Genomic DNA, 23,967 nt, shown 5'->3' with positions numbered 1-23,967 from the left:
GTCTGCTATTTCGATATCTTACAATTAAAAGACTATTGTGATATAATTAAAAGGTGTCGAAACAGACATTACAGGTTATAATAATCTTGACTTTTCTATAAAGGAGGAACATACAATGGCAATTGTTAACGTGTCCGATCAATCCTTCAACGCAGAAGTCGAAGGCACAGGAACCGTTTTGGTTGATTTTTGGGCGCCATGGTGCGGTCCTTGCAAAATGATCGCTCCTATTCTGGAGGATCTGTCCACAGAAGTTGGCGACAGCGTCAAAATCGCGAAGGTGAACGTGGATGAAAATCCAGAGTCTGCTTCCCGTTTCGGCGTGATGAGTATTCCGACCCTGATCGTTTTCAAAGACGGACAGCCTGTTGATAAAGTGGTAGGTCTGAACTCCAAAGAAGCGCTGAAAAGCATGCTTACTAAACACCAATAATCATTGCATGTGACCCATGCTCCCGCGGGGGCTTGGTGGAGCGGCCATGAAAGGTCAATGCCTCCGGTTGTAAATACCGGGGGCGTTTTTGTGTATTATTCCTATATATTATAAGTAGTTAGTTGAGTAGTCATTAAGAATGGAAGGAGGAACCGGGCAAATGAAACCTTATGCGGAGGACTTGCAGAATCAGGAGAAGGCGCTGGAGAACATACGGCACAAATTAGCGTTACTGCCGGATGCATCAGGCTGTTACCTGATGAAGAATAGCGAAGGCACCATTATTTATGTCGGCAAGGCCAAAGTGTTGAAAAACCGGGTCCGTTCCTATTTTACAGGTAGCCATAACGGCAAGACGCAGCGACTGGTTTCCGATATTCGTGATTTTGAATATATCGTTACAGGCAGTAATATGGAGGCACTCATTTTGGAGTGCAATCTCATTAAAAAGTACCAGCCACGCTATAACGTGCTATTGAAGGATGATAAAACCTTTCCGTATTTGAAAATTACGAACGAGGCACACCCCAAGCTGGAGGTGACCCGTCGCGTTCTGAAAGATAAAGCAAAATATTTTGGACCGTACCCCAATTCCTACGCGGCACATCAGACGAAGAAGTTGCTGGACCGTATGTATCCGTTACGCAAGTGTGGTGTGATGCCCAAGGAAGTGTGTCTGTATTATCACATGCATCAATGTTTGGGGCCTTGTGTGAAAGAGGTCGAGAAGGAAACGTATGACCAGATTGGTCAGGAAATTGGTTCCTTTTTGAGCGGGGGACATGAGGAAATTAAAAAGGATCTTCAGCGTAAAATGCAGGAGGCCGCAGAGGAATTGTACTTTGAGCGGGCCAAGGAGTTGCGAGATCAGATTATCAGCATCGACGCGATGATGGAAAAGCAGAAAATCACCACATCGGATGCGAAAGATCGAGATGTATTCGGTTTTTCAGTAGATAAGGGCTGGATGTGTGTACAGATCCTATATGTCCGCAAAGGTAAAATGATCGAGCGCCATATGTCGACTTTTCCTTTCTACGGTGAGGCTTACAGTGATTTTATGTCCTATGTGACGCAATATTATAGTGACAACCCAGCAGTGCCGCAGGAAATATTGCTGCCGGATTCTCCTAAGCTGATGCAGGCGGAACAGGCTAATGTCGATCAACCGGTTGCGGCAGAAACTGCACTCTACAGTGCACCTACAGCCGATGTTACCGGACAGACAGATGAGAAAGCGATACAAACGGAGACAGAGCGTTCTGCTGACTCACTACTGGTGGCTGAAGAACAGGCAACTTATGCAGCGGCAACGAATCAAGATCAAGCTGGTGACCAAGATGCCGAGATAAAGGAAACAGAAACTCAACTATCCGGTGGACTGGAGGACCCAAGTACGGCGGCTCTCGCTCTGGCTGAATGGTTGGATGTAAAGGTACTTGTACCGCAGCGTGGACTGAAAAAGCAAATGACAGGCATGGCGACGGAAAATGCACGTGTAGCTTTGGATGAGAAGTTTAAGCTGATCGAGCGGGATGAGGAACGAACATCCAAAGCTGCAAGCAATCTCGGACGTGCCATTGGGCTGGATAGCTTGCACCGGGTGGAGGCGTTTGATAACTCCAACATCCAGGGTTCCGATCCAGTCTCAGCCATGATCGTGTTTATTGATGGCAAACCTGCCAAGAAGGAGTATCGAAAATATAAAATCCGTTCTGTGCAGGGACCCGATGATTATGAAACAATGCGTGAGGTTATCCGGCGTCGATATGAACGTGTGCTTAAGGAAAATTTGGAACGTCCCGACTTGATCGTTGTCGATGGTGGACGTGGACAAATTAAGGCGGCGACCGATGTATTGCAAAATGAGCTGGGTTTGTTCATTCCTGTATGTGGTTTGGTGAAGGATGCCAAACATAGAACATCCCAACTATTGGTGGGAGAATCCTCTGAGGCCGTGACACTTGCACGTAATAGCGAAGAATTTTACCTGCTGCAACGGATTCAGGACGAGGTTCACCGTTTCGCCATCACGTTCCACCGCGAGCAACGCGGCAAATCTATGGTAACTTCCCGGCTGGACTCTATTCCAGGCATTGGCGAGAAACGGCGTAAGTTACTGCTTAAGCATTTTGGATCGCTCAAAAAAATAAGAGAGGCCAGTGTCGAAGACTTCCGGCCTCTCTCTATTGGGGATAAGCTTGCGCGTCAGATTATAGCTGCCCTTCGGGAGGAGGAGTCGTAGAATGCGACTCCTCTTTTTGTATAGGTTCAAACATCATTCGATTCGGCTTTTTAGGACTAAACCAATAAATGATGTAACCCACAATGGCTGGAAGTAAGATCCAGAATAGGCCCGCGCTCACGTTCACAGTATCTCCCAGACTCATCACACTAAGTCCCATTAGAATGCTGTCAAAAATAACGTGGCTGAACATGGCGGCAATAAAGCCGTAACGCAGGAACACAAAACTGAACAGCAAACCAAGAAAAGTCAGCTCAATAGGTCTGGAAATCACTGGATAGATCGGATAAAGTGTATGTCCCAGTGCCCAAATCAGCGTGGTGATCAGACAAGCAACAAAAGTATTTTTCACTATTTTTTTGACCATCGGAATACCAAACAGACGGTAGACAGTCTCTTCTCCAATACCTGCCATCCAGGCCATAATTGGCAGCAGCCATGGATAAGCCATATTGTAAGGGGATTGCGTGGCATCTGTTGTGGAGAATGTATTAAATGTGCGCTCCAGTATAAAGAATAAAATGGATTGTACCCCGAGTAAAATAAAGGCCCACAAGTAGCCGACATACATACTGCGAAGCACATACAGCCCGTAGCCCGGCTCTTTCGCACGTGGCCATGCATTCAGTCCAACCTGACGCATAAGCCCGTCACCGCCGACCAAGGAGAAGTAGAGCGCTACAGCCATGAAGAAGGTAACACCAATCTGGAACACCATAAGAAATATAAGCATGCCCTTACCGCCTGCTTCTGCTTGCAATAAAGGCAGCATGTTCATTGTCCCGGCTATACTAGCAATAAAGTATATGACGGACAGTACAATGCCGCGTACAAATGAAGTATGTCGTCGGGTGAGTGAGGCATACACAATGGCAAGTACACCGAGCACAAAGCTAAATAGGGCATAACCCGCATAGGTCATCCAATTCGCCCAAAATGTTTGCTTTTCGATATAATCGGTATAGGATGACGGGGCCGAAAAGCTTTGAGTGAAGGAGCGAACATCACCGTCTTCAAAAGTAAAAGCCAGTGTAAGTACCGAGGCGCCAATTTTTTTATCGTCTACGGTATACTTTAATCCGCCTTCTTGTTCAGTGGTCGCGAGCTTTAAATCCGCCGGCTTAAAGCCAAAGCGCTTCACCCATACAGCGGCCGCCTGCTCCTTGGCTTCAAGCGTCATGCCGTCCTCAGCCACACGTACAAGCCTGTTACGTGCTTGTTCATCCGTAGAAATATCAGCCTGCGTGTAATTGGTGCTGGAGGTGATCCGTTTAAAACTAACGACCTTCCCAGTGGATAAATCTACATGAATTTGCAGCTTGCTCTTCGCTGAGGATTCAGGCAGATCGACCCGAAAGGTTTCGTAAGGGTAATTTTTCTTCCATGTACGGTCGTACTGTTGAAGCAGTTTTTCTCTAGATAAATAACCGTACAAATCTGTTTCGGCCTGATAGGTCACCAGAGGCTTCTCTGGCTGTGATTCAGTATATCCCAGCTCGGAGCGGGCGAAGTCCAATGCGTGTATAACCGCTTCTTGTTTGCTGATGACCTTTGCATTCATTACTGATTCTGGACTTGGATTGCTAAGCGAGGGAATAAGCAATTGAAAGATAAAAAAGCAAATCAGGCCAATCCCGCCCAGCAAGCCTAATTTTTTGAAGTTGGCCGTGAGCACGACCGGTTTCCCGATAGGATTCATGAGTTTCCTCCTTAATCTGTAAATAAGAACATCCATTAAAGATATCATACTGCACAGGTTCCCGCCAACAGACCAGCGATATTCATGAAAATAGAGTGAAAGCACTTTAAAGTTCCAATAAAATAAGATAAGCTGCGATTAAACGATGCCCATTCGCAAAATAAAGCCAATTTCACGTTTTTTCGACGAAATCGGTTTTGTGATCTGGATATAGAAGGATTATAATCTTGAGGCAATGCCTATAAAATACATAGGTAATGATATACAGTTGAGCCGAATTTCTATGGGAAAACGGGGGAACCATGTTACTGGGGTGAATTTTACAGCCGATCACTGGTGGATCGAAAGTGTAAATAGGGCATACTGTGCTGCCCGAATCCGTCAGCTAACCTCGTAGGCTATGAGCAGGAACCAAGTCAGGCACTCGGTTTTCCGGTGTCTTTTTTTGTGCGTATAAAAGTGTTTGGATTGGTTAGATAGACCGCTGCGGGTGCAGATTATTCTTCCGATTGCTGTTATCCCCGGATTTTTTGATTGTATACCCCCTTTAATGGTTAAAATCCGGAGATAAAGGCAAACGCTTCGCTTCTTCAGAACAATTCTGCCCCCTTCGCTACTGCCCGCCAATAGCACAGGGGGCCGAGTAGTGCTTGACATGCATTCTTCCTGTATTCAGGGAATGCTAATTATAGTTAACTAAGGTTTGGAAAAATCAAAAAATTCAGGGGCAACGACGATCGGAAGATCAAATGGAACGCGTAGCGAGCTTACACCGTATTAAATCACTGTTTTTATAGTTTTAAGGATTAGGAGAGAAGTGATGAATAGATGAATCCCAATGCAAGCTGGCTCCGGCTTTCTCCACCGCAGATATTCGTTGCGGGCTTTGCCATTATCATTCTAATAGGTAGTTTATTGTTAATGCTGCCGATCTCCAATACAACAGGAAAGCCACTTGCGTTTATAGACGCTTTGTTTACTGCCGCTTCCGCGACCTGTGTTACAGGGCTTGTCGTAAAGGATACGGGGACCTTTTTTACAACCTTTGGTCAAGTTGTTATCGTGGCGCTCATTCAGATCGGCGGCCTAGGCTTTATGACCATGGCTACCTTGATTGCACTGGTGTTCAAGCGTCGGATTTCCCTGCGGGAGCGTCTCATTTTGCAGGAAGCGATGAATCAGACTTCTGTAGAGGGAATTGTCGGGTTAATCCGTAAGGTATTACTGTACTCACTGGTTATTGAAGGCGTATGCGCTACGATATTCTCGGTTCGCTGGTCCTTTGATATGCCCGTAGGCAGGGCGATTTATTTTGGAATCTGGCATGCCATCTCCATGTTTAACAATGCTGGTTTTGATTTATTCGGTGAATTTCGCAGCTTGACAGGTTATGTATATGATCCGATTGTTAATTTTACAGCCATGTTTTTGATTATTTCAGGCGGCATTGGTTTTGTAGTGATGTCAGACCTGGCAGAATATCGCAAGCGCAAGAGACTGTCCTTGCATACCAAGGTGGTACTCAGCATGACGGGCGCTATGATTGTAGTCGGCACGCTCGTGATTTTTGTATTTGAGTTTACGAATCCGAAGACTCTCGGCTCGCTTGATTGGGGTGGTAAGCTATTGGGATCTTTATTCCAGTCCGTTACTCCCCGTACCGCAGGTGCCAATACCTTGGACATTGCAGGCTTGCGGCAGGCTACGCAGTTTTTTATCATCATACTCATGTTTATCGGGGCTTCTCCTGGCTCTACTGGAGGCGGGATTAAGACCACAACATTCGCCCTGCTCATTGGAGCGGTGATTTCGATGCTGCGGGGGCGGGAAGATATTGTACTGTTCAAGTACCGACTTGCGCAGGGACGAATTTACAAGGCTTTGACCATTACACTGCTGGGGTTGCTGTTCGTGATCGGGGTGACGATGATTTTGTCGGCAACCGAAGATCATCATTTTCTGATGATCTTGTTCGAGACGGTATCTGCGTTTGGTACGGTGGGGCTGTCGATGGGGCTTACACCTGATTTGACAGTCATAGGCAAGCTGGTGATTACCCTGACGATGTTTGCAGGTAGACTGGGGCCACTCACGCTAGCTTATGCACTGGGGCCGAAAAAGGGTAAAGAATTATATCGTCATCCGGAAGGTAAAATGATTATAGGATAAGGGAGTTTTCGAGTAGATATGAAGACGCAGCAGTTTGTAGTTATTGGCTTGGGGCGGTTTGGCTCAAGCCTGGCTTTGCAATTGGTGGATATGGGGTGCGAGGTGCTAGGCATTGACCGGAATGAGGATGTTGTGGACAGTATGAGTGAGATGTTGACACATACTGTCGTGGCGGACGCTACCGATGAAGACTCGTTGCGATCACTGGGCATCCGTAATTTCGATTGTGGCATTGTTGCTATTGGTGATGACATTCAGGTAAGCATCCTCACCGCCATTTTGCTGAAGGAGCTGGGTGTGAAAAAAGTCGTAGCCAAAGCCATATCTGTGCTGCACGGGCGTGCGTTAGAAAAGCTCGGTGTGGACCGGATTATTTATCCAGAACGGGATATGGGTATCCGGGTGGCTCACCAGCTAGTCACGCCTAATTTGCTCGATTATTTGGAGTTGTCTAAGGAATATAGTATTGTGGAACTCAATGTACCTGCATGTCTGAATGGCAAAACGCTAGCAGAGCTAAATGCCCGTACCCGCTTTGGTTGTAGCGTCGTGGCGCTTCATACGGCGAATGGTATCCTGATCGCACCGACGGCTATGGATCGATTAAAAGCCGACGATATTATGGTCATCATCGGCTCGAATGATAATATCGGCCGCTTTGAGGATGAGGTTGTTAATGTTAATGAAGAGGGCTAAACCCTTTACACCATACGGTAGCCTGCAAACGACGCACGTGTCTCGCTAATCCAGCGTCGTGCTGTCGGACCGAGATCGGTCGTCTCCGAGTAAATGAGGGAGGTCGTTCGGCGTGTCTCCTTCAAATCGGGCAAGTACAGTGCAGTGAGTCCATTATCCCGTAATAGTTCGCTGCGCAAATAGGATTTGGGTAGCAAGGCAGAAGCCTTACAGGTTGGAAGCAGGCGTACAATTGCCTCGAAGGAGTCGATTTCCATGCGGATATCCGGCATGATGCCGCTGCGCTGGAACAAGTCATCCGTCAGACTGCGATACCAGGTTCCTTTGGAGAAAATAATCATCGGCAGTCCTTGCAGATCTTTCATCGAGGCCGTTCCTGTCTTGACGGTTAATTCATGTCCAATGGAAACAACGAGCTCCAAATGATCATCAAATAGCGGAATGCAACGCAGTCCGACTTCATGAATGGCAGATCCGACAATACCGGCGTCTGCTTTTTTGTCACGTACAAAGGCGACGATTTCATGGGTTTTACCGGTGAGCAGCTTCAGCTCGGTTTGAGGATGCTTGCTCATAAAAGCTTCGACAAGGGTAGGCAGCGTTGTCTGGAGTGTCGTGAGACTTGCGCCGAGTGTAAGCATACTCTGGGCTTCATTTTTGTGCTGGGAGAGCTTTTGTAAGAAGCGAAGCTGTCGTTGCCGTTGCTCTAGTGCGAATGTATAAACAAATCGGCCAGTGGACGTAATTTCGAGCCGTTTGCCCCGACGATCAAAGAGATTCACACCCAGCTCTTCCTCCAGCTTGGCAATTTTGCGGGACAGGGCGGGTTGGGACAGATTCAGCAGTTTGGAGGCTTTATTCAGGCTGGACTGCTCGACAATGACGGCAAAAGCGTTCAAATCCTCAAACAAATCATCCACTTCCTCTCTATATGCAAAAAAGACATAATAATTAATACGTATATTGCAATTCCATTATAAGCCGAAAAGGAGTAACATGAAAGCGACACAAGATGTTCACACTTTTGTTTTTCCTAATAAGGGACACCTTGTTGGACATTTCCTGTCGGGAACTGTCATTTTATATGTTATATTACTATTGAAAACGCTATTATTGGGAGAAGGGAGCATGACCTAGATGAGAGGATTTTATTCCAGAAAGCTGCATTCGCTTCTTGGCGTCATTCCGTTGGCTCTATTTTTTGTTGAGCATTTGGTGACGAACTTCACAGCGGTGGAGGGCGGCAAGGAAGGATTTAATCGCAGCGTGGCCTTCCTGAATGGTTTGCCGCTGGTTATTGTGCTAGAAACTTTATTCATCTACTTGCCATTACTGTTCCACGGAATTTATGGCTTGTATATCGCTTATCAGGCTGACCCGAATGTAAAAAGGTTCGGCTATTCACGTAACTGGCGCTTTCTGTTCCAGCGTATTTCCGGCGTCATTACGTTTGTATTTATTATCTGGCACGTATACGACACACGCTTTCAGGTCGCTCTGGGTAATGTAACCCATGAGGAGCTAGGCGGCGTCATGCATGGCATCGTGACAAACCCGGTTTATTTTATTTTGTATTTAATCAGTGTCGTTTCGGCATCCTTTCACTTTGCTAACGGACTGTGGGCATTTATGGTCAGTTGGGGGATTACTGTGGGACCACGTGCGCAAAAAGTATCTTCTTATATCTGTATGACCCTATTCGTGGTGGTGTCTATCGGCTTCATCGCTTCCCTGCTTGCATTCCGCAGCGCGGAATTTCAGGAAACAGCAACTGCCTTGGTGCAATGCAGTACTTTTAAACAACTACTGTAAATGAGTCATATCCATTATACATTGTGTTGAAATTCTATTTTCAAACGTAAAAGGGGATTTGGTTAAAAATCCTGAAAAAAAGGAGTGAGCAGAAATGGCAGCATCCAACATTATTGTCGTGGGCGGCGGTCTGGCAGGTCTAATGGCTACGATCAAGGCGGCAGAGGCGGGAGTTCACGTTCATTTATTTTCTTTGGTTCCGGTCAAAAGGTCCCACTCCGTTTGTGCTCAAGGTGGCATCAATGGTGCGGTAAATACCAAGGGTGAGGGAGACTCCCCCTGGATTCACTTTGATGATTCGGTCTATGGCGGGGATTTTCTGGCCAACCAGCCTCCGGTAAAAGCGATGTGCGAAGCGGCTCCGGGGATCATTCATCTCATGGACCGCATGGGCGTCATGTTTAACCGGACACCGGAAGGACTGCTGGACTTCCGCCGCTTCGGCGGTACCCAGCATCATCGGACCGCCTTTGCTGGTGCGACGACAGGACAGCAGCTTCTGTACGCTCTCGATGAGCAGGTACGGCGCTGGGAATCTGCGGGTTTGGTGACCAAGTATGAAAACTGGGAGTTTTTACAGGCTGTACTGGATGATGAAGGCATCTGTCGAGGGATTTGCGGGCAGGATTTGCGTACGATGGAAGTGAAGACTTTTGCGGCGGATGCAGTTATTTTGGCATCTGGTGGGCCCGGGATTATTTTCGGTAAAACCACGAATTCCGTCATTAATACGGGCACAGCTGCCGGTGCGGTGTATCAGCAAGGCGTACGCTATGCGAACGGTGAGTTTATCCAGATTCATCCGACGGCTATACCAGGTGATGACAAGCTGCGTCTCATGTCCGAGTCGGCACGGGGAGAAGGCGGTCGTATTTGGACGTATAAGGACGGTAAGCCATGGTATTTTCTCGAAGAAAAGTATCCAGCTTACGGAAATCTGGTCCCTCGCGATATTGCGACACGTGAAATATTCAGTGTATGCGTTGATGATGGACTGGGTATTAATGGCGAGAACATGGTCTACCTCGATCTGTCCCACAAGGACCCGAAAGAGCTGGATGTAAAACTGGGCGGCATTATTGAAATTTATGAGAAATTCGTCGGTGATGATCCGCGCAAAATTCCGATGAAAATATTCCCGGCTGTTCATTATTCAATGGGCGGCATGTGGGTCGATTACAATCAGATGACCAATATACCAGGCCTGTTCGCGGCTGGTGAGTGTGAATTCCAATACCACGGAGCGAACCGTTTGGGTGCGAACTCGTTGCTCTCAGCCATTTACGGCGGGATGGTGGCTGGACCTAAGGCTGTGGAATATATCAAAGGCTTGAAAAAATCTGCACAGGATACAGCGTCCTCCGTATTTGATGCCGCAGTCAATCAGCAGACGGAGAAGTATGAGCGTATTTTGCATATGGACGGAAAAGAAAATGCCTATGTTCTTCATAAAGAGCTGGGCGAGTGGATGACGAACAACATGACTGTGGTTCGTTATAATGACAAGCTGGAAGCTACGATCCACAAGATCAAGGAGCTGAAGGAGCGTTATTCTAACATTAACATCAATGACGCTTCGCGCTGGAACAATGCGGGTGCGGCGTTTACACGGCAACTGTGGAATATGATGGAGCTGGCTGAAGCGATGACCAAAGGTGCGCTGCTGCGCAACGAAAGCCGTGGGGCCCATTACAAACCAGACTTTCCAGATCGCAACGATGAGGATTTCCTGAAAACGACGATTGCGGACTGGACACCGGAAGGACCACAAATCTCGTATGAAGCGGTGGATGTTTCGCTGATCAAGCCACGCATTCGGGATTATTCCAAGAACAAATAACGGAAGGGAGTGTATTAGATGTCGGAGCAAGCAGTGAAGTCGAATAAAACAGTGAAGTTCGTTGTGACCCGTCAAGCTGATCCTAAAGCCAGTCCCTATACGGAAGAATTCGAATTGGCTTATCGTCCGGGGATGAATGTGATTAGCGCGCTGATGGAAATTCAGCGTAATCCGGTGGACAGCCACGGTAAAGAGACGGCTCCGGTGTGCTGGGAGTCGAATTGCCTGGAGGAAGTATGCGGAGCATGCTCCATGGTGATTAACGGCAAGCCGCGTCAGGCTTGTGCGGCGCTTGTCGATAAGCTGGAGCAGCCGATTACGATTGCACCGATGAGCACGTTCCCGGTAGTTCGGGATTTGGTCATTGACCGCAGCCGGATGTTTAATGCGCTCAAGAAGGTCAAAGCGTGGATTCCGATTGACGGTACTTACGATCTGGGACCTGGTCCTAGGATGGCAGAGAAGAAGCGTCAGTGGGCGTATGAGCTGTCCAAGTGCATGACCTGTGGTGTCTGTCTGGAAGCTTGCCCGAACGTCAACGAGAAGACGACGTTCATCGGACCTGCGGCGATATCTCAGGTTCGCCTGTTTAACAGCCATCCGACAGGGGAAATGAATCAGGAAGAGCGGCTAGAGGCGTTGATGACAGACGACGGGCTGGAAGGGTGCGGGAACTCGCAAAACTGCGTACGCTCTTGTCCGAAAGGTATTCCGTTGACCACTTCTATTGCCGAAATGAACAAGGAAACGACCAAGCATATGTTCAAGCGCTGGCTGACTGTATAGCACTAGACAGCGAATAGGTTATGCCCAAACAGGCTTTTTCTCAAACTGGAGAAAGCCTGTTTTTTGCGCTCAGGAATGATGGAGGGTAACATGGAGGAAGGAGCGCGGGATAGCAGTTATGGTATAATTATGGTATTGTGTATCGTTTTTGGAGAAAAGGAGGCTGGACAGGTGACTGTGCAACCGATAACGAATCGACCTGTCACTAGGTCGGATGTATTGAAGGGATTAGAGGATCTGGGGGTTCGGAGCGGCATGACATTGCTTGCTCACTCGTCGATGCGCAGCTTTGGACGCTTTGTTCCAGGCGGGGCCTCGGTCATTCTTGCCGCACTAACCGAAGCAGTTGGCCCGGAAGGGACGCTGGTGATGCCGACACAGTCACATGACTTGACTGATCCCTCGACTTGGATGAACCCGCCTCTGGATGAGTCATGGTGGGAACTGGTACGCGAGGAAATGCCCGCTTATGATCCGGCCTGGACGCTGACCGGAGGGATGGGCGTCATTGTAGAAACGTTCCGTGGCCTGCCGGGAACCAAGCGCAGCGGGCATCCGCATGTTTCTCTGGCGGCACGTGGACCCACAGCTTCGGAATTACTGGCAGCTCATGAGCTCGACTTTGGACTGGGTGAGCATTCGCCCTTGGCGAAGCTGTACGAGGCAGATGCTTATGTAGTGCTGTTGGGCTGCGGACATGACAGCAACACGTCCCTGCATTTGGCGGAATATCGAACAGCCTACAATGGACGTGAAGTGATCACCCATCAAGCTCCTATGATGGTGGATGGAGCAAAAGCGTGGGTATCTTTTCAGGATTTTAATATTACCTCAGATGACTTTGAGAAGCTGGGACTTGATTTTGAACGGGACTGTCCCTCAGCTTTTACGCGGGTGAACATTGGGGAGGCTTCATGTTTTTTCGCGAGGCAACGTGATTTGGTAGACTATGCGGAGCAGTGGTTGTCCACCCATCGCTAAAGCTTCTGGACGGTAAGAATTCGAATAAGTGAGATCAAGGAATAGATCGCAAGGGGGAACGCATATGGAGAAGACGCCGCACACCCGCCGCGAGAGTCAGGATGGCCCGCATCAGGGGGCCGCTATCCCTCCCGGTTCTTCGCGGCGTTCCGTTTCAAATGAACCAGCCAATCCTTCGCGCCGCCATTTTTTGAAAAAAGCGGCTTTAGCCACAGCCGGAACCGCGCTTCTAGCTGGAGGATATGCTTCCTTATGGGAGCCTAATCATTTGGAAATTACACGCTTCAACTTGTCTATCCCTCGTCTTCCGTCTGCTTTTGACGGAATCAGGGTCGTACATTTTAGTGATGTGCACTTGGGTTTTCACATGGATGAGCAGGATTTACGCGAGCTTGCGGACCGGATAGCAGGTCTGAAGCCAGATTTGCTCTGTTTTACAGGCGATATTGTGGATGACTATGCAGTATCCATGAAGGCTGCTGTTCCAGTTATGGCTTCTATGCACGCCACACTTGGCAAATTTGCTATTCTGGGCAATCATGATTATAGAGGCTTACCCGCCGGAGTACAGGAATTGTATCCGAAAACCGGGTTTACGTTGCTGAGAAACGAGCATGCGATTGTAGAGCGCGCGGGGCAGCGTGTAGCCATGGTCGGTTTAGAGGATAACATTATGGGCAAGCCCAATCCGCAGCGTGCCATCCACGGACTACCTGATGAGATGTGCAAGCTCCTGCTGATGCATGAGCCGGACTATGCAGATGTGGCGGCGCAAATGTCCTTTGATCTTCAATTGTCGGGGCATACGCATGGAGGACAGGTACGCTTGCCGGTCATTGGAGCGCCAATGCCGCCTCCGGGTGGACGCAAGTACATCCAGGGATTATTTCATGTGGGAACGGAGAGAATGCCGCTATATGTTAGCCGAGGCATTGGCATGACACATCTGCCGATTCGCGTGCTGTGCAGGCCGGAGCTTAGTGTCATTACACTAAAATCCGGCCAATAGGCCATGATTTTTTTTCATCTTCGTCATATAGTTTGGAACTACATAAAGATGGCTTGAATGTAGTGTAGAGATGTAGTCGTTTCGGACAAAGGAGTGAGGTTCAGATGGATCGTATTGCTGTCATTTCAGATATTCATGGCAATTGGCCTGCCTGTGAGGCGGTGCTGGAGGATATTGCTTCCCGAGGCATTAGCCGTGTGTTTTGTTTGGGGGATCTGATCGGCAAAGGGCCTAGCCCGAGCGAGGTTCTGGATGCTGTCCGTCAACGTTGTGAAGTGGTCGTGCGGGGGAATTGGGATGAGCTGGTCAGTATTACGGATGATCTCAATTTTAGCTGGCAAGCCGAGCGCTTGGGGGCAGAACGAGTGCAGTATTTGGCACAGTTACCGTTTCATTATGATTTCAGAATGAGCGGACGCCGTATCCGTCTGGTGCATGCCTCGCCGCAAAGTGTGTATCACCGTGTGCAGCCATGGGATGAGCCGGAAAAACGGCTTGCCATGTTCGATCCGTTAGCAGAAGAAAATGGAAAAGTTGCTTTTGCTCCGGATGTTGTGGGATATGGTGATGTGCACAATGCTTTTATCCAGCATTTTCAGGGGAAAACACTTTTTAACGTCGGCAGTGTCGGGAATCCGTTGGATGTTACGCAGGCTTCCTACTGCATTTTAGAGGGGGAGATGGGAGAGGAGCAGCCTACGTCCTTCTCCATTCATTTTGTACGTGTACCTTATGATATAGAACTGGCGGTAAAACAAGCGGAGGAAGCTGATGTGCCTTCTTTGCCGTATTATATTCGAGAGCTGCGTACAGGAATTTACCGCGGGATTCAGGACCTGGATTAAGTATGGAAACATTCATTTCTAAAAGCCAATCCATCCGCAGGAGGGAACATTGTGCTGACCAGAGAAATGCTTCGTCTTGGGCTACCAGAGCTTTACACCCGTCGAGTCCGATTGCGCCAGCTAAGAACGGAGGATTATCCCACGCTGGAACGGATCCTATCCGATCCATTGGTGATCCAATATGTGAATCGAATTCGCAAGCCAGTCTATGCACGAATGCGGCGTCTGGTTGCGCAAATTAAAATTTCTTCCGATTCACTAGATTCCCTGCATTTTGCGGTGGAATGGCATCCGAGAAATACAGAAGAAAGCAATCTACTTAGTGAATCCAATGAGCTTACCTCTTCACCGTTGCTCGGTATCGTCTCTTTTCAGCAATGGAATGAAAGAACGGGGGAGGCGCAATTGGGCTATATTCTGGATCGTCCTTTTTGGGGACAGGGGCTGGCTACAGAAGTGGTGGGAGAAATGCTGGATTTTGGTTTCGGATCTTTGAAGCTCCAGCGGATCGAAAGTCGTTGCCAAGCGGATAATCAGGCTTCCATGCGCGTGCTTATTAAAAATAAGATGCGCCTGCTGCGCACCATTGGTGCTTATGATCCCTCAGGAGAGGTGCCAAGTGTATTGGTATTTTCGATGACCCAAGGGGATTATGCATAGAAATGGCATTGGAATATTTTGTTACAAAGATGAAATATAACTGCAAAACAACTCTAACACAGGACGGGTACAATACAGACATGACCCCCTTTTGAATAATATATGTTGCTGGGACCCGATGATTCGGGTCCTCTTTTTTTGTTATCCTATAGTTAGAACCGAACAGGAAAGAAGGGCTGGCATTGGCTTTGAATATATGGAGTGCAGACATTCATCATTTATTTGACCAATTCACTGAGCTTGTGGATGGTCATATTCATCATAAAAAATCGGAGCAACAACTCACGATTCCCCCGCATATGGGTAAGGGAAGTATGACTCGCACACGGATTCGTCCAGGTATGGAAATCGTGGTCACGGATCTCACCTTTGAACAGAATATGAAGCTTCATATTCAGGAGGCTTGTCCGCTCTTTGAACTCAGCTATTGCTTAAACGGTGAAATATACTGTGAATGGAACGGCAAAGAAAGCCATACCAATCGGTTGACCGGAAATGTTTTATATTTAGAGGATGAACTGGTTTATGAGGAAAAGAAGGCAGGAGTTCACCACCAAATGGTGGAAATAAGGTGTTCTCCACAAGAGCTATTTTCTTACGCCGGAGATATTGCAGAAAAGCATAGCATAGAAACATGGTTGCAGCGTTACAAAGGGAATATTGACGCCTATGCGGATACGCCCGCCATGCACAAGTGTGTTTATGACATGATACATTGTAACTACAATGGGACGATGAAACGGTTATACATGGAAAGTAAGGCAATGGAGTTTATTGCACTATTTGGGGAGATGGATGGACATGTAACAAGGGGGACAAGCCATTTTATAAGTCGTGAAGATATTTCAAAGCTCCATAAGGCTCGTGAATTCGTCATTCTTCATTTTGAGCACCCCCTGTCGATTCAAGCGTTGGCCCGAAAGGTTGGGCTTAATGAATTCAAGCTAAAGAAAGGATTCCCCCATTTATTCGGAATGACTATTTTTGAAATGGTGCGTAAGCAAAGAATGGAAAAAGCCCTCTGGTACTTGGAAGTTGAACAATTAAACATTGGAGAGACGGCATTTTCAATCGGGTACAGCAACGCCAGTAATTTTACGACAACCTTTCGAAAGTATTATGGTTGTAATCCTAGCGAATATATCAAAAAAATACGTAATCCAGATACATTTACGAATAAATCTTAATAAAACAATCCTTCAAGCATGTCCATCATGTTTGGAGGATTTTTTATTGGTGCTCCTTCTATAGGGATAGAAAATACCTTTGCAGGTAGAGACCTCCTTGCTTTATAGATGATAATGGTTATCAGTTGAGATGAGAAATGAAAAGACTAAAGATGCCCATTATAGGTTGGAGGAACTACAATGAAAGATCGTTTTGCCATAGCCATGACTAATCCTCAAGCAGTACAGCAGGTAGATTCGCGTCGCTGGTACGCATTAGCTCTTATTTTACTTCCTACTTTATTAATTTCACTGAACAACTATATGATGCAGGTTGCCCTTCCGATGATGCAGGCGGACCTGCATGCCAGTTTTTCAGAGGCACAGCTCATATTTACGGGATATTCTCTGGGATTGGCTGTGGCCTTGATATTGGGCGGCAAACTTGGAGATATGTATGGTAGAAGACGCATGTTATGTATCGGGGTGTTGGGATTTACATTGATGGCTCTGTTAGGGGGGATCGTATCGCAGCCTACGTTAATCATTATGATTCGTGTGCTTCAAGGGATATCAGCTGCCATGATTCAACCCCAGGTTCTATCTATCATGCAAAGTAGCTTTCTTCCCAAAGAGAAGGGACTGGTATTTGCAATTTACGGAGCTATCATTGGGGTTGGGTTTACACTTGGTTTAATTCTGGGTGGATTTTTGGTAGACTGGAACCTTTTCGGTCTGGGCTGGCGCATCATTTTCTTTTTTAATGTCCCCTTTGGGCTGTTAGTGGTACTCTTTTGTCCTATTATTTCGGAGTCTTATGGCAGAGCGGTGCCAAACATGGATTGGGGCGGGGCTTTTCTGTTGCTTCTTGGTTTATTGCTGTTTGTCTATCCGTTGACAACCGGGCAAAAGCAGGGCTGGGCTTTATGGACATGGGGGTGTCTGCTGTTGTCCATTCTGGTTTTGGTTGCTTTTATAGTTACGCAAATGGGAAAAGAAAAGAGGGAAGGCTCGCCTTTTATTCGTCTATCTATATTTAGAAAGAGTTCATTCGGCGCGGGGATATTGACGGTAATTGTCATCTATCTTAGTATGTTTTCGTTCTTCTTTATTTTAAATTACTATGTACAATCCGGTTTGAAATACAATGTTCGATCCACAAGCATGGTCTTTTTGCCGCTTGGTGTTGGCTTTTTTCTCACCTCATTATGGTCGTCCAGGCTAGTAAAGAAGTGGGGGAATAAGGTGTTAAAATCAGGTATGCTAATCATGGGGATTTGTAGCTTTCTGCTCATTGGATCGTTACATCTAGATGCAATTCATTTATGTCATATTCAAAATATCATCATACTAGGTGTATATGGTCTGGGTCTCGGGATGGCCACAACGCCACTGGCCCATGTCGTCCTTGGGGCTGTATCGGCTGAAGAGGCAGGAACGGGTTCAGGCTTGTTTACGACCTTTATGTACTTGGCTAATTCGTTGGGAGTCGCTCTGATCGGTATCTTGTTCTCTTTATCACTCAATCACACGCTTTCAGAAGCTAATCTGTCAGATTATATCAGAGCCTTCTCTATTTCTGCGGAAGCGAGTAGCCTTCTTGCCTTGGCTGTGCTCAGTTATATTTCAATTTGTTACAAAAATGAAATATAACTGCAAAGTTACTTTAACATAGAGTGGGTACAACATAAACATGACCCCCTTTGAATCATATATATATATTGCTGGGACCCGGAGCTTCGGGTCCCCTTTTTTTTATGATTTTTAGGAACGGGTCAGGCTGGTTATCAGCTCTGGAAGCCATTCATTTAGGGAGAGAAATGAGTACCCCTCTGACTGGGCTTTGGACGTATCCATGTACCACGATTGTGTAATACCAAATGGAGACATGTGCTCGTCTGCTGTTTTTTCTTTCATCACAGCTTGTTTTCCAGTTACCTGCTCAATGATCGAAATGATCTCCCCAATCCTCACTGTACCGTCGGAGCAAGCATTTACAGGCCCTGTTAAAGGAGTGTGACCAAGCCAAAACAGAAAATCTGCGGCTTCATCGGAACGAATAAATGAGATTTGTGCTGCGGCATTAGGTACTCCGATTTCTGTTCCTTCACGAACATGCTCGATATGAAAATGAAGTCTTTTCGTATAATCGTCTGTCCCCAATACAATTGGAAAACGAACAGCAACTACAGGAAATGTAGCTTGCTGCATAAAAACTGCTTCTGCCTGCCGTTTAGCCTCCTGATATGTAAAATCGTCTTTCCCGCCCTTGCGAACCGGGTAAGCTTGAGGGTCAAAGATGCTCTCTGTCAGCACTTCCGGTCTCGAATCATAGACGGATAGGCTGGAGGTCACGATATACCTCTTGGCTTTAGCATCAAAAATGCGGCAGGCTTCGCTTGCTTCATCTGGGGAAAAGCAAATATTATCATAAACAACGTCCCACACTTGCTCACCTACGGCCTCAGCGAGCGCTTGCGGGTCGGTACGGTCTGCACAAATCCGCTGAACGCGGTCAACAAACGAATCGCTTGCTTGGCCCCGTGTGAGGATGGTAACGGAGTTCTCGGAACTCTCTAGCAGACGTTCCACCAGTCTCTTGCCAAAAAAGCGCGTTCCACCCAGTACAAGTATCTTTTTCATACTTACATCACTCCTCCTAGAATGGTTTTCATTTATATTAAGATAGACGGACTAATGAATGTAAAAGATACAGGACGCAATGAAAAAAAGGAGGATCATATGCCATACGTAGAGATTCAGGATTTAGAAATGTATTACGAAAAAATGGGTACAGCTGCGAGGCAATGTGGCTTTATATTGTGCGGTGAAGCACCCTCAAATGTTTGCGACCGTTACGACCATAGGCTGTAGTGGAGTCGCATGTCCTGAGGGGGCAGATGAATTTGATTATGCGTCAGAGCGCACAGGATTGGCGCCAATATCCGCAATTGACACGTAGTGAGTTAAGTAGCATTACGTGCCCTGCATTATTTATCGCGGGTGAACATGACGATTTCGCCACAGAAGAGCAGCTTTTAGAATTATGCTCAGGGGCCCAAGACTCACGTTATCTAATTGTTCCGGGTTGTAGTCATCGACCGCACATGCTTAGAGAGAAGCCGATCTTAATCAATGATTCTATTCTTTCATTTTTGAACAAACATGCGATTCGTTGAACCAATCATTCGCATAGCGGTGGAGCACCGCCTAATCTTACTCTCCTAGAAGCTTCAAGAAATTGGCCGGCACCGTAATTTGCTGATTATTAATCATAATCTTCCGAAGCTCCTCCATGGAGTCCTCTTCACCTCTAGCGTCTTTAATCTCCTTAATTTCACGATGCAGTCGCTCCATTTGGAGATCTAGCGCATTAGCGGAGTCTGCTGCGTTCTTTAATTCACGTGTCAGACTTTCGGGAACGGACTGGTTGTACTTATAAAATATTTTATGCTCCAGGCTGGCCCAGAAATCCATCGCAATGGTTCGAATTTGCACCTCTACGCAGACTAGCTCCTCACAATCCGACATGAATACAGGAACTTGAACCAGCAAATGCAGGCTCTGGTAACCGTTCGGCTTGGGGTTCTTGATGTAATCCTTAATTTCCAGCACCTTCAAGTCACTTTGTCTCTGAAGCATGTTACTGACATCATAAATATCAGAAATAAAAGAGCAAGTAATACGCAAGCCGGCGATATCCTTGATATGATCTTTGATAGCATCCAGCGATAACTCGCTATGTTTACGAATCATTTTATTCATGATGCTCTCAGGAGATTTAAGGCGTGATTTGGTATGCTCAATAGGGCTGAAATCGTGTAATGCCTGAAATTCCTGCTTTAATATTTCAATCTTGGTTTCCATTTCGTCGAGCGCAAATTTATAGATTAGCATAAATCGCGTGATGTCATGCTTTAGCTTTTTAAATTTGTCCATAGGATCTTCCAAGTGCATATGTAATTCTCCTCACACATAGATGTCATAATCTTGCTAAGCATTCGCCTTTGCAATGGAATTATTACCTTATAAATTACAATCCCCAACAATTCCATTGCAGCAGCGTTCGTAAGATCAAATGATTTGCGGAGAGGCAATTCCCACCTTGAATTTTAAAGCGCCACAGAAATTTTACGTTTTTCTTTAAAATAGACCCATTCCCGGAAGCCGATATCCTTCAGCATTGCCTTTACTTCTTCCCAGTCATCGCCTACCCGCGAAGGTTTATGGGCATCCGAACCAAAAGTAACCTCCACACCAAAATGGTGCGCTCTTTCTAAAATAGAAGCAGACGGGTACCATCCGCCACTCAGTTTGGTTTTACCCGAAGTGTTAATTTCAATCGCCACATTGGATTCCGCAATTACCTGCAAGGTTTCATCAATGGCTTCATCAGCAGGAATGTCTGAAAAGGCTGGAAAGTTCCCCTTCATTGCGTCAATATGGCCTAAAATCTGAAACATGCCGCTTCGCGCAGATTCCTGAATGAGCGTGTAGTAGGCTTGTTTGACCTCGATTTTACGAGCGTCGCTTAATTTGTTCCAACGGTTACGGTTAAAAATGCTGTCCCCTTCGACATTGTGAATCGACCCAATGAGATAATCAAATGGATAAGGAGCCAGAGTGGAACGATATAATTCAGCAAAATCAGGAAAATAATCCGTTTCCAATCCGAGGAGCACGTCAATACGGCCTTCGTATTCTTTTTTAAGCTGTTGTACCTCTTCTACGTATTCAGCAAGCTGTGACTTAGCCATATAAATTTTAGGAAAAGCCTGATCCTGTTCGCTGCCCAGGAAAGGGGAATGGTCCGAAATACCAATCGCTTGTAAGCCCGACTGAATGCCTGCTTCAATGTAATCTCGAATGTTTCCGTCTGCATGACCGCAGCGGAAATGATGGGTGTGCAGATCAAATTTCATAGCCTGTCTTCCTTTCGTAATCAGGGTTTATATTTTGTATGGTGTTCATAGTGAATTACGTTATTCAGAACTGGTGAAATTCGTCTCCGGCATCCCCTTCAGATCACTTAAAAATTGCTGCATGGCTGAGTTTAGATATCGGCCGGATTTATAAATCACTCCTACCGGATGACTAACTTCCAGCTCAGGAATATGGATCATTTTTAATGTGCCTGCACGCAGTTCAGAAGTGACCGATAGTCTGGAAATAATGGCCGCACCGAGATTAATTTCGACCATCCGTTTGACTTCCTCACTGCTGGACAACTCAATCACGACATGAGGCACGATTTGGTGCTTTTTAAATACATCGTCTACGAATTTTCGTCCCACCGTATCAGGAGAGAGCAGAATCAGCGGAATTTCCCGAAGGGCTTCAATGGTAGCATGTGGTTGTGAAGCCAGCGGATGAGTAGGAGACACGACTAGCTCAAAGGAATCGTAATACAGAACCGAAGTGCTTAAATTAGGATTACGTTCGATCAGATAGCCGATGCCAACATCAATAAGTCCGTTCTCCACCTGCTGATAAATCATGGAGGAAGCCATGGATTGAATGGAGGTTTTGATGAGAGGGAACTGATCCTGAAAGTAGGAAAGCACGCGCGGTAAAATTTGAATAGCGATGGATGTTGTGGTACCCAGCGCAATGTGACCCTGTGGTGTTTCGTTTAGATCGTACAATTTTTGCCTTAATTCCTCAACAACCTCTAATATGCGCTCGGCATGTTCCAAAAAAACAGCTCCCCGGTCGGTCAGGGTGACAGGCTGGTTGCGGTCAATCAGGATGGTTTTGAACTCATCCTCTAGACTTTTAATTTGGGCGGACACCGCCGGCTGCGTCAAATTGAGAAGTTCTCCGGCTTTGCGGAAGCTCATCGTTTTGGAAATCATGATAAGTGTTTCGAGTTGACTGATGTTCATGAAGTTCCTCCTCTCTTTTCTTAATCTTATCGCAGCTGTATAGAATGAATATTTTTAGCCAATCCATAGGTTCATATGTAAAACCGTCGTTATGCTTTATTTCATTAAATTATAGGTTATTCGAGCAGGAAGGGCAATGAATCGAAGCAGAGCACCTTAAAGTGTGGTATATTGGGAAATAAAGACTAAAGTCCTGATATCCTTCAAAAATAATCAATCTAAAACCGGTAAGAAGTAAAGATATAGGACATTATTCACATTTTTTGTGGTTTAGCTATAAAAAATTACCGGGTAGCTGTCGATAAGTGATATAGAGAGCATTTTAATGAGGATCGATTCGTTTTACAGTAATATTTAATTAAAAAATTCTAATTTAAATGGGACTTTTGTTGTGTGTCTAAAAGCCCATCGTAAAGGGGCGCTTTGATCGTGAAGGCAGAAGTGATAAATCCTTTTTTGGAGTCGGCGCGACGGGTCATTGAACAATTGATCCAAGTATCTCCTTCATCCGGAAATCTTGGTGTGAAAAATGTCGAGCTGGTGGACGACCACATCTGGATTATGATCGGGATGACCGGACAGCTTAGCGGAAATATTGTGTTCGGCCTGAATGAACAGGTGGCGCTACGTATGGTATCAGCGATGATGGGCGGATTTGTGTTGACTGAAATTGATGAGATGGGAAAAAGCGCAATTTCAGAATTGGGCAATATGATTAGTGGTAATGCCAGTACGATTTTGTCCAGTCAGGGAATTGTCGTGGATATTACGCCTCCGCAGGTCATGAAATCAGAAAACTTGACCACTTTTGTGCCTCAGCGTGCCCTTTATATTCCGCTCACGGTGGAAGGAATCGGTGAGCTGGATATTCAGGTGATGATCTCTTAATATTAAAGGAGCAAGTTTCTTTAATGTGGAGGGATGAGCGTGAGTATACTACAGGACAAGATAGTTGTGATTACAGGTGCATCTAGTGGGATTGGCGCCCTTTGCGCTCAGTTGTTAAGCGAAAAGGGCGCGATTCCTATTTTAACAGCACGCTCGCAGGAGCGACTGAAGCAAGTATCTGCTGGAATCAGCGGCAGACATGAGCTTATCCAACTGGACGTCACCCGCCAGGAGCAGGTAGAGGCTGTTGCTGCACGAGTATTGGAACAGTACGGACGGGTCGATATATTACTTAACAATGCGGGCTACGGAAAGTTTGAGTATTTTAATGAAACCGACCTGACGGAGTTTGAACAAATGATGGACGTGAACTACATGGGTGTTGTTCGCTGCATCAAGGCGTTTCTGCCGCAAATGACAGAGCGGGGCCATGGACAGATTGTCAATGTAGCATCAATGGCCGGGAAAATCGGGACAGCCAAATCGTCTTCTTACACGGCGACGAAGCATGCGTTGCTCGGTTTCAGCAATGCGCTCCGGCAAGAGCTGCGCGGGAGTGGAGTGACTGTAACGACGATTAACCCCGGACCGATCGACACACCCTTTTTTGAGCTGGCAGATCCTTCAGGAGGATATGTTCGAAATGTAAGCTGGTTTATGCTACAACCAGATAAGGTAGCACGGCATATCGTAAGAGCGATGGAGCTTCGCAAGGAGGAGGTTAATCTGCCACGGTGGGTATCTCCTTTTCTCAAGCTGTATCAGTTAGCTCCCAGACTGACCGACAGGCTGGGTCATGGGGTGATGAATAAGAAATAAAAGATGTCCCGTAAGCCATTAGCTATGGTGAGGG

22 protein-coding genes and 1 riboswitch are annotated in these 23,967 nt (G+C 46.5%); of the genes, 16 read left to right on the top strand and 6 right to left on the bottom strand.

Annotated features, from left to right (window positions below; genetic code table 11):
* Window positions 1-115 precede the first annotated feature (115 nt).
* Together trxA and uvrC are read left to right on the top strand one after the other, a co-directional pair.
* Window positions 116-433 carry a thioredoxin gene (gene trxA / locus NSS94_RS19755; RefSeq protein WP_010347861.1) on the top strand — a complete coding sequence of 106 codons (318 nt, stop codon included), beginning with the start codon at window positions 116-118 and terminating at the stop codon, window positions 431-433.
* Between the two features lie 160 nt (window positions 434-593).
* Window positions 594-2,678 carry an excinuclease ABC subunit UvrC gene (gene uvrC, locus NSS94_RS19750; protein WP_318628006.1) on the top strand — a complete coding sequence of 695 codons (2,085 nt, stop codon included), beginning with the start codon at window positions 594-596 and terminating at the stop codon, window positions 2,676-2,678.
* Here uvrC and NSS94_RS19745 read toward each other — a convergent pair.
* Window positions 2,647-4,377: a CPBP family intramembrane glutamic endopeptidase gene (locus NSS94_RS19745; protein ID WP_318628007.1), complete on the bottom strand. Its 1,731-nt coding sequence runs from the start codon at window positions 4,375-4,377 to the stop codon at window positions 2,647-2,649. The genes uvrC and NSS94_RS19745 overlap by 32 nt on opposite strands.
* Before the next feature lie 261 nt (window positions 4,378-4,638).
* Window positions 4,639-4,792: riboswitch (cyclic di-AMP (ydaO/yuaA leader) on the top strand.
* 413 nt (window positions 4,793-5,205) lie between these two features.
* Here NSS94_RS19745 and NSS94_RS19740 point away from each other — a divergent pair.
* Both NSS94_RS19740 and NSS94_RS19735 read left to right on the top strand, forming a co-directional pair.
* Window positions 5,206-6,546: a TrkH family potassium uptake protein gene (locus tag NSS94_RS19740; protein WP_029518249.1), complete on the top strand. Its 1,341-nt coding sequence runs from the start codon at window positions 5,206-5,208 to the stop codon at window positions 6,544-6,546.
* Window positions 6,547-6,564: 18 nt separating this feature from the next.
* The gene (locus NSS94_RS19735; RefSeq protein ID WP_023990146.1) at window positions 6,565-7,242 is read left to right on the top strand and encodes a potassium channel family protein; all 678 of its coding nucleotides are present in this window, start codon (window positions 6,565-6,567) and stop codon (window positions 7,240-7,242) included.
* A 5-nt stretch (window positions 7,243-7,247) separates the two neighbouring features.
* Here the strand turns inward: NSS94_RS19735 and NSS94_RS19730 are convergent, their stop codons facing one another.
* Window positions 7,248-8,153, bottom strand: coding sequence for a LysR family transcriptional regulator (locus tag NSS94_RS19730; protein ID WP_341039966.1), 906 nt, complete (start codon window positions 8,151-8,153; stop codon window positions 7,248-7,250).
* 226 nt (window positions 8,154-8,379) lie between these two features.
* Here NSS94_RS19730 and NSS94_RS19725 point away from each other — a divergent pair, with 226 nt between their 5' ends.
* The 9 genes from NSS94_RS19725 (at window position 8,380) to NSS94_RS19685 (ending at window position 17,994) form a co-directional block, all read left to right on the top strand.
* Window positions 8,380-9,054: a succinate dehydrogenase cytochrome b558 subunit gene (locus tag NSS94_RS19725; protein ID WP_069012627.1), complete on the top strand. Its 675-nt coding sequence runs from the start codon at window positions 8,380-8,382 to the stop codon at window positions 9,052-9,054.
* A 94-nt stretch (window positions 9,055-9,148) separates the two neighbouring features.
* A complete protein-coding gene (sdhA, locus tag NSS94_RS19720) occupies window positions 9,149-10,894 on the top strand; it encodes a succinate dehydrogenase flavoprotein subunit (RefSeq protein WP_039272682.1) in 1,746 nt (581 codons plus the stop codon).
* Between the two features lie 18 nt (window positions 10,895-10,912).
* Window positions 10,913-11,680, top strand: a complete 768-nt coding sequence (gene sdhB / locus NSS94_RS19715) for a succinate dehydrogenase iron-sulfur subunit (RefSeq protein ID WP_013311795.1) — start codon at window positions 10,913-10,915, stop codon at window positions 11,678-11,680.
* 171 nt (window positions 11,681-11,851) lie between these two features.
* The gene (locus NSS94_RS19710) at window positions 11,852-12,661 is read left to right on the top strand and encodes an aminoglycoside N(3)-acetyltransferase (protein ID WP_069012665.1); all 810 of its coding nucleotides are present in this window, start codon (window positions 11,852-11,854) and stop codon (window positions 12,659-12,661) included.
* Between the two features lie 64 nt (window positions 12,662-12,725).
* Window positions 12,726-13,670: a metallophosphoesterase gene (locus NSS94_RS19705; protein ID WP_069012628.1), complete on the top strand. Its 945-nt coding sequence runs from the start codon at window positions 12,726-12,728 to the stop codon at window positions 13,668-13,670.
* A gap of 104 nt (window positions 13,671-13,774) precedes the next feature.
* Window positions 13,775-14,515 carry a metallophosphoesterase family protein gene (locus tag NSS94_RS19700; protein WP_029518256.1) on the top strand — a complete coding sequence of 247 codons (741 nt, stop codon included), beginning with the start codon at window positions 13,775-13,777 and terminating at the stop codon, window positions 14,513-14,515.
* A gap of 51 nt (window positions 14,516-14,566) precedes the next feature.
* Complete coding sequence (locus NSS94_RS19695; protein ID WP_340956737.1) at window positions 14,567-15,175, top strand: GNAT family N-acetyltransferase; 609 nt, start codon at window positions 14,567-14,569, stop codon at window positions 15,173-15,175.
* Window positions 15,176-15,357: 182 nt separating this feature from the next.
* Window positions 15,358-16,362 (top strand): AraC family transcriptional regulator, encoded by a 1,005-nt coding sequence (locus tag NSS94_RS19690; RefSeq protein WP_341039965.1) that lies wholly within the window; start codon window positions 15,358-15,360, stop codon window positions 16,360-16,362.
* A gap of 180 nt (window positions 16,363-16,542) precedes the next feature.
* Complete coding sequence (locus NSS94_RS19685; protein WP_341039964.1) at window positions 16,543-17,994, top strand: MFS transporter; 1,452 nt, start codon at window positions 16,543-16,545, stop codon at window positions 17,992-17,994.
* Between the two features lie 111 nt (window positions 17,995-18,105).
* On the opposite strand, the gene NSS94_RS19680 is transcribed toward NSS94_RS19685, so the two are convergent.
* The gene (locus NSS94_RS19680) at window positions 18,106-18,984 is read right to left on the bottom strand and encodes an NAD-dependent epimerase/dehydratase family protein (protein ID WP_341039963.1); all 879 of its coding nucleotides are present in this window, start codon (window positions 18,982-18,984) and stop codon (window positions 18,106-18,108) included.
* 263 nt (window positions 18,985-19,247) lie between these two features.
* Between NSS94_RS19680 and NSS94_RS19675 the strand changes: the two genes are divergently transcribed.
* Window positions 19,248-19,520: an alpha/beta fold hydrolase gene (locus tag NSS94_RS19675; RefSeq protein WP_238437842.1), complete on the top strand. Its 273-nt coding sequence runs from the start codon at window positions 19,248-19,250 to the stop codon at window positions 19,518-19,520.
* A 37-nt stretch (window positions 19,521-19,557) separates the two neighbouring features.
* Here NSS94_RS19675 and NSS94_RS19670 read toward each other — a convergent pair whose 3' ends face one another.
* The 3 genes from NSS94_RS19670 to NSS94_RS19660 all read right to left on the bottom strand — a co-directional run bounded on the left by NSS94_RS19670 (window position 19,558) and on the right by NSS94_RS19660 (window position 22,226).
* The gene (locus NSS94_RS19670) at window positions 19,558-20,298 is read right to left on the bottom strand and encodes a GTP pyrophosphokinase (RefSeq protein ID WP_341039962.1); all 741 of its coding nucleotides are present in this window, start codon (window positions 20,296-20,298) and stop codon (window positions 19,558-19,560) included.
* Window positions 20,299-20,453: 155 nt separating this feature from the next.
* Window positions 20,454-21,263: a histidinol-phosphatase gene (locus tag NSS94_RS19665; protein ID WP_039272676.1), complete on the bottom strand. Its 810-nt coding sequence runs from the start codon at window positions 21,261-21,263 to the stop codon at window positions 20,454-20,456.
* A gap of 60 nt (window positions 21,264-21,323) precedes the next feature.
* Entirely contained in the window at window positions 21,324-22,226 is a 903-nt protein-coding gene (locus tag NSS94_RS19660) for a LysR family transcriptional regulator (RefSeq protein ID WP_023990132.1), read from the bottom strand.
* 429 nt (window positions 22,227-22,655) lie between these two features.
* Here NSS94_RS19660 and NSS94_RS19655 point away from each other — a divergent pair, with 429 nt between their 5' ends.
* Window positions 22,656-23,114 carry a chemotaxis protein CheX gene (locus NSS94_RS19655; protein WP_029518260.1) on the top strand — a complete coding sequence of 153 codons (459 nt, stop codon included), beginning with the start codon at window positions 22,656-22,658 and terminating at the stop codon, window positions 23,112-23,114.
* Window positions 23,115-23,153: 39 nt separating this feature from the next.
* Entirely contained in the window at window positions 23,154-23,933 is a 780-nt protein-coding gene (locus tag NSS94_RS19650) for an SDR family NAD(P)-dependent oxidoreductase (RefSeq protein ID WP_318628014.1), read from the top strand.
* The last annotated feature ends 34 nt before the right edge of the window (window positions 23,934-23,967 follow it).

The organism is Paenibacillus sp. FSL L8-0644, from assembly GCF_038008165.1.
In the GTDB taxonomy this organism is placed as follows: domain Bacteria; phylum Bacillota; class Bacilli; order Paenibacillales; family Paenibacillaceae; genus Paenibacillus; species Paenibacillus polymyxa_D.
The sequence above is the reverse complement of the archived record's forward strand: the minus strand, read 5'-3'. Positions and strand labels throughout refer to the sequence as shown.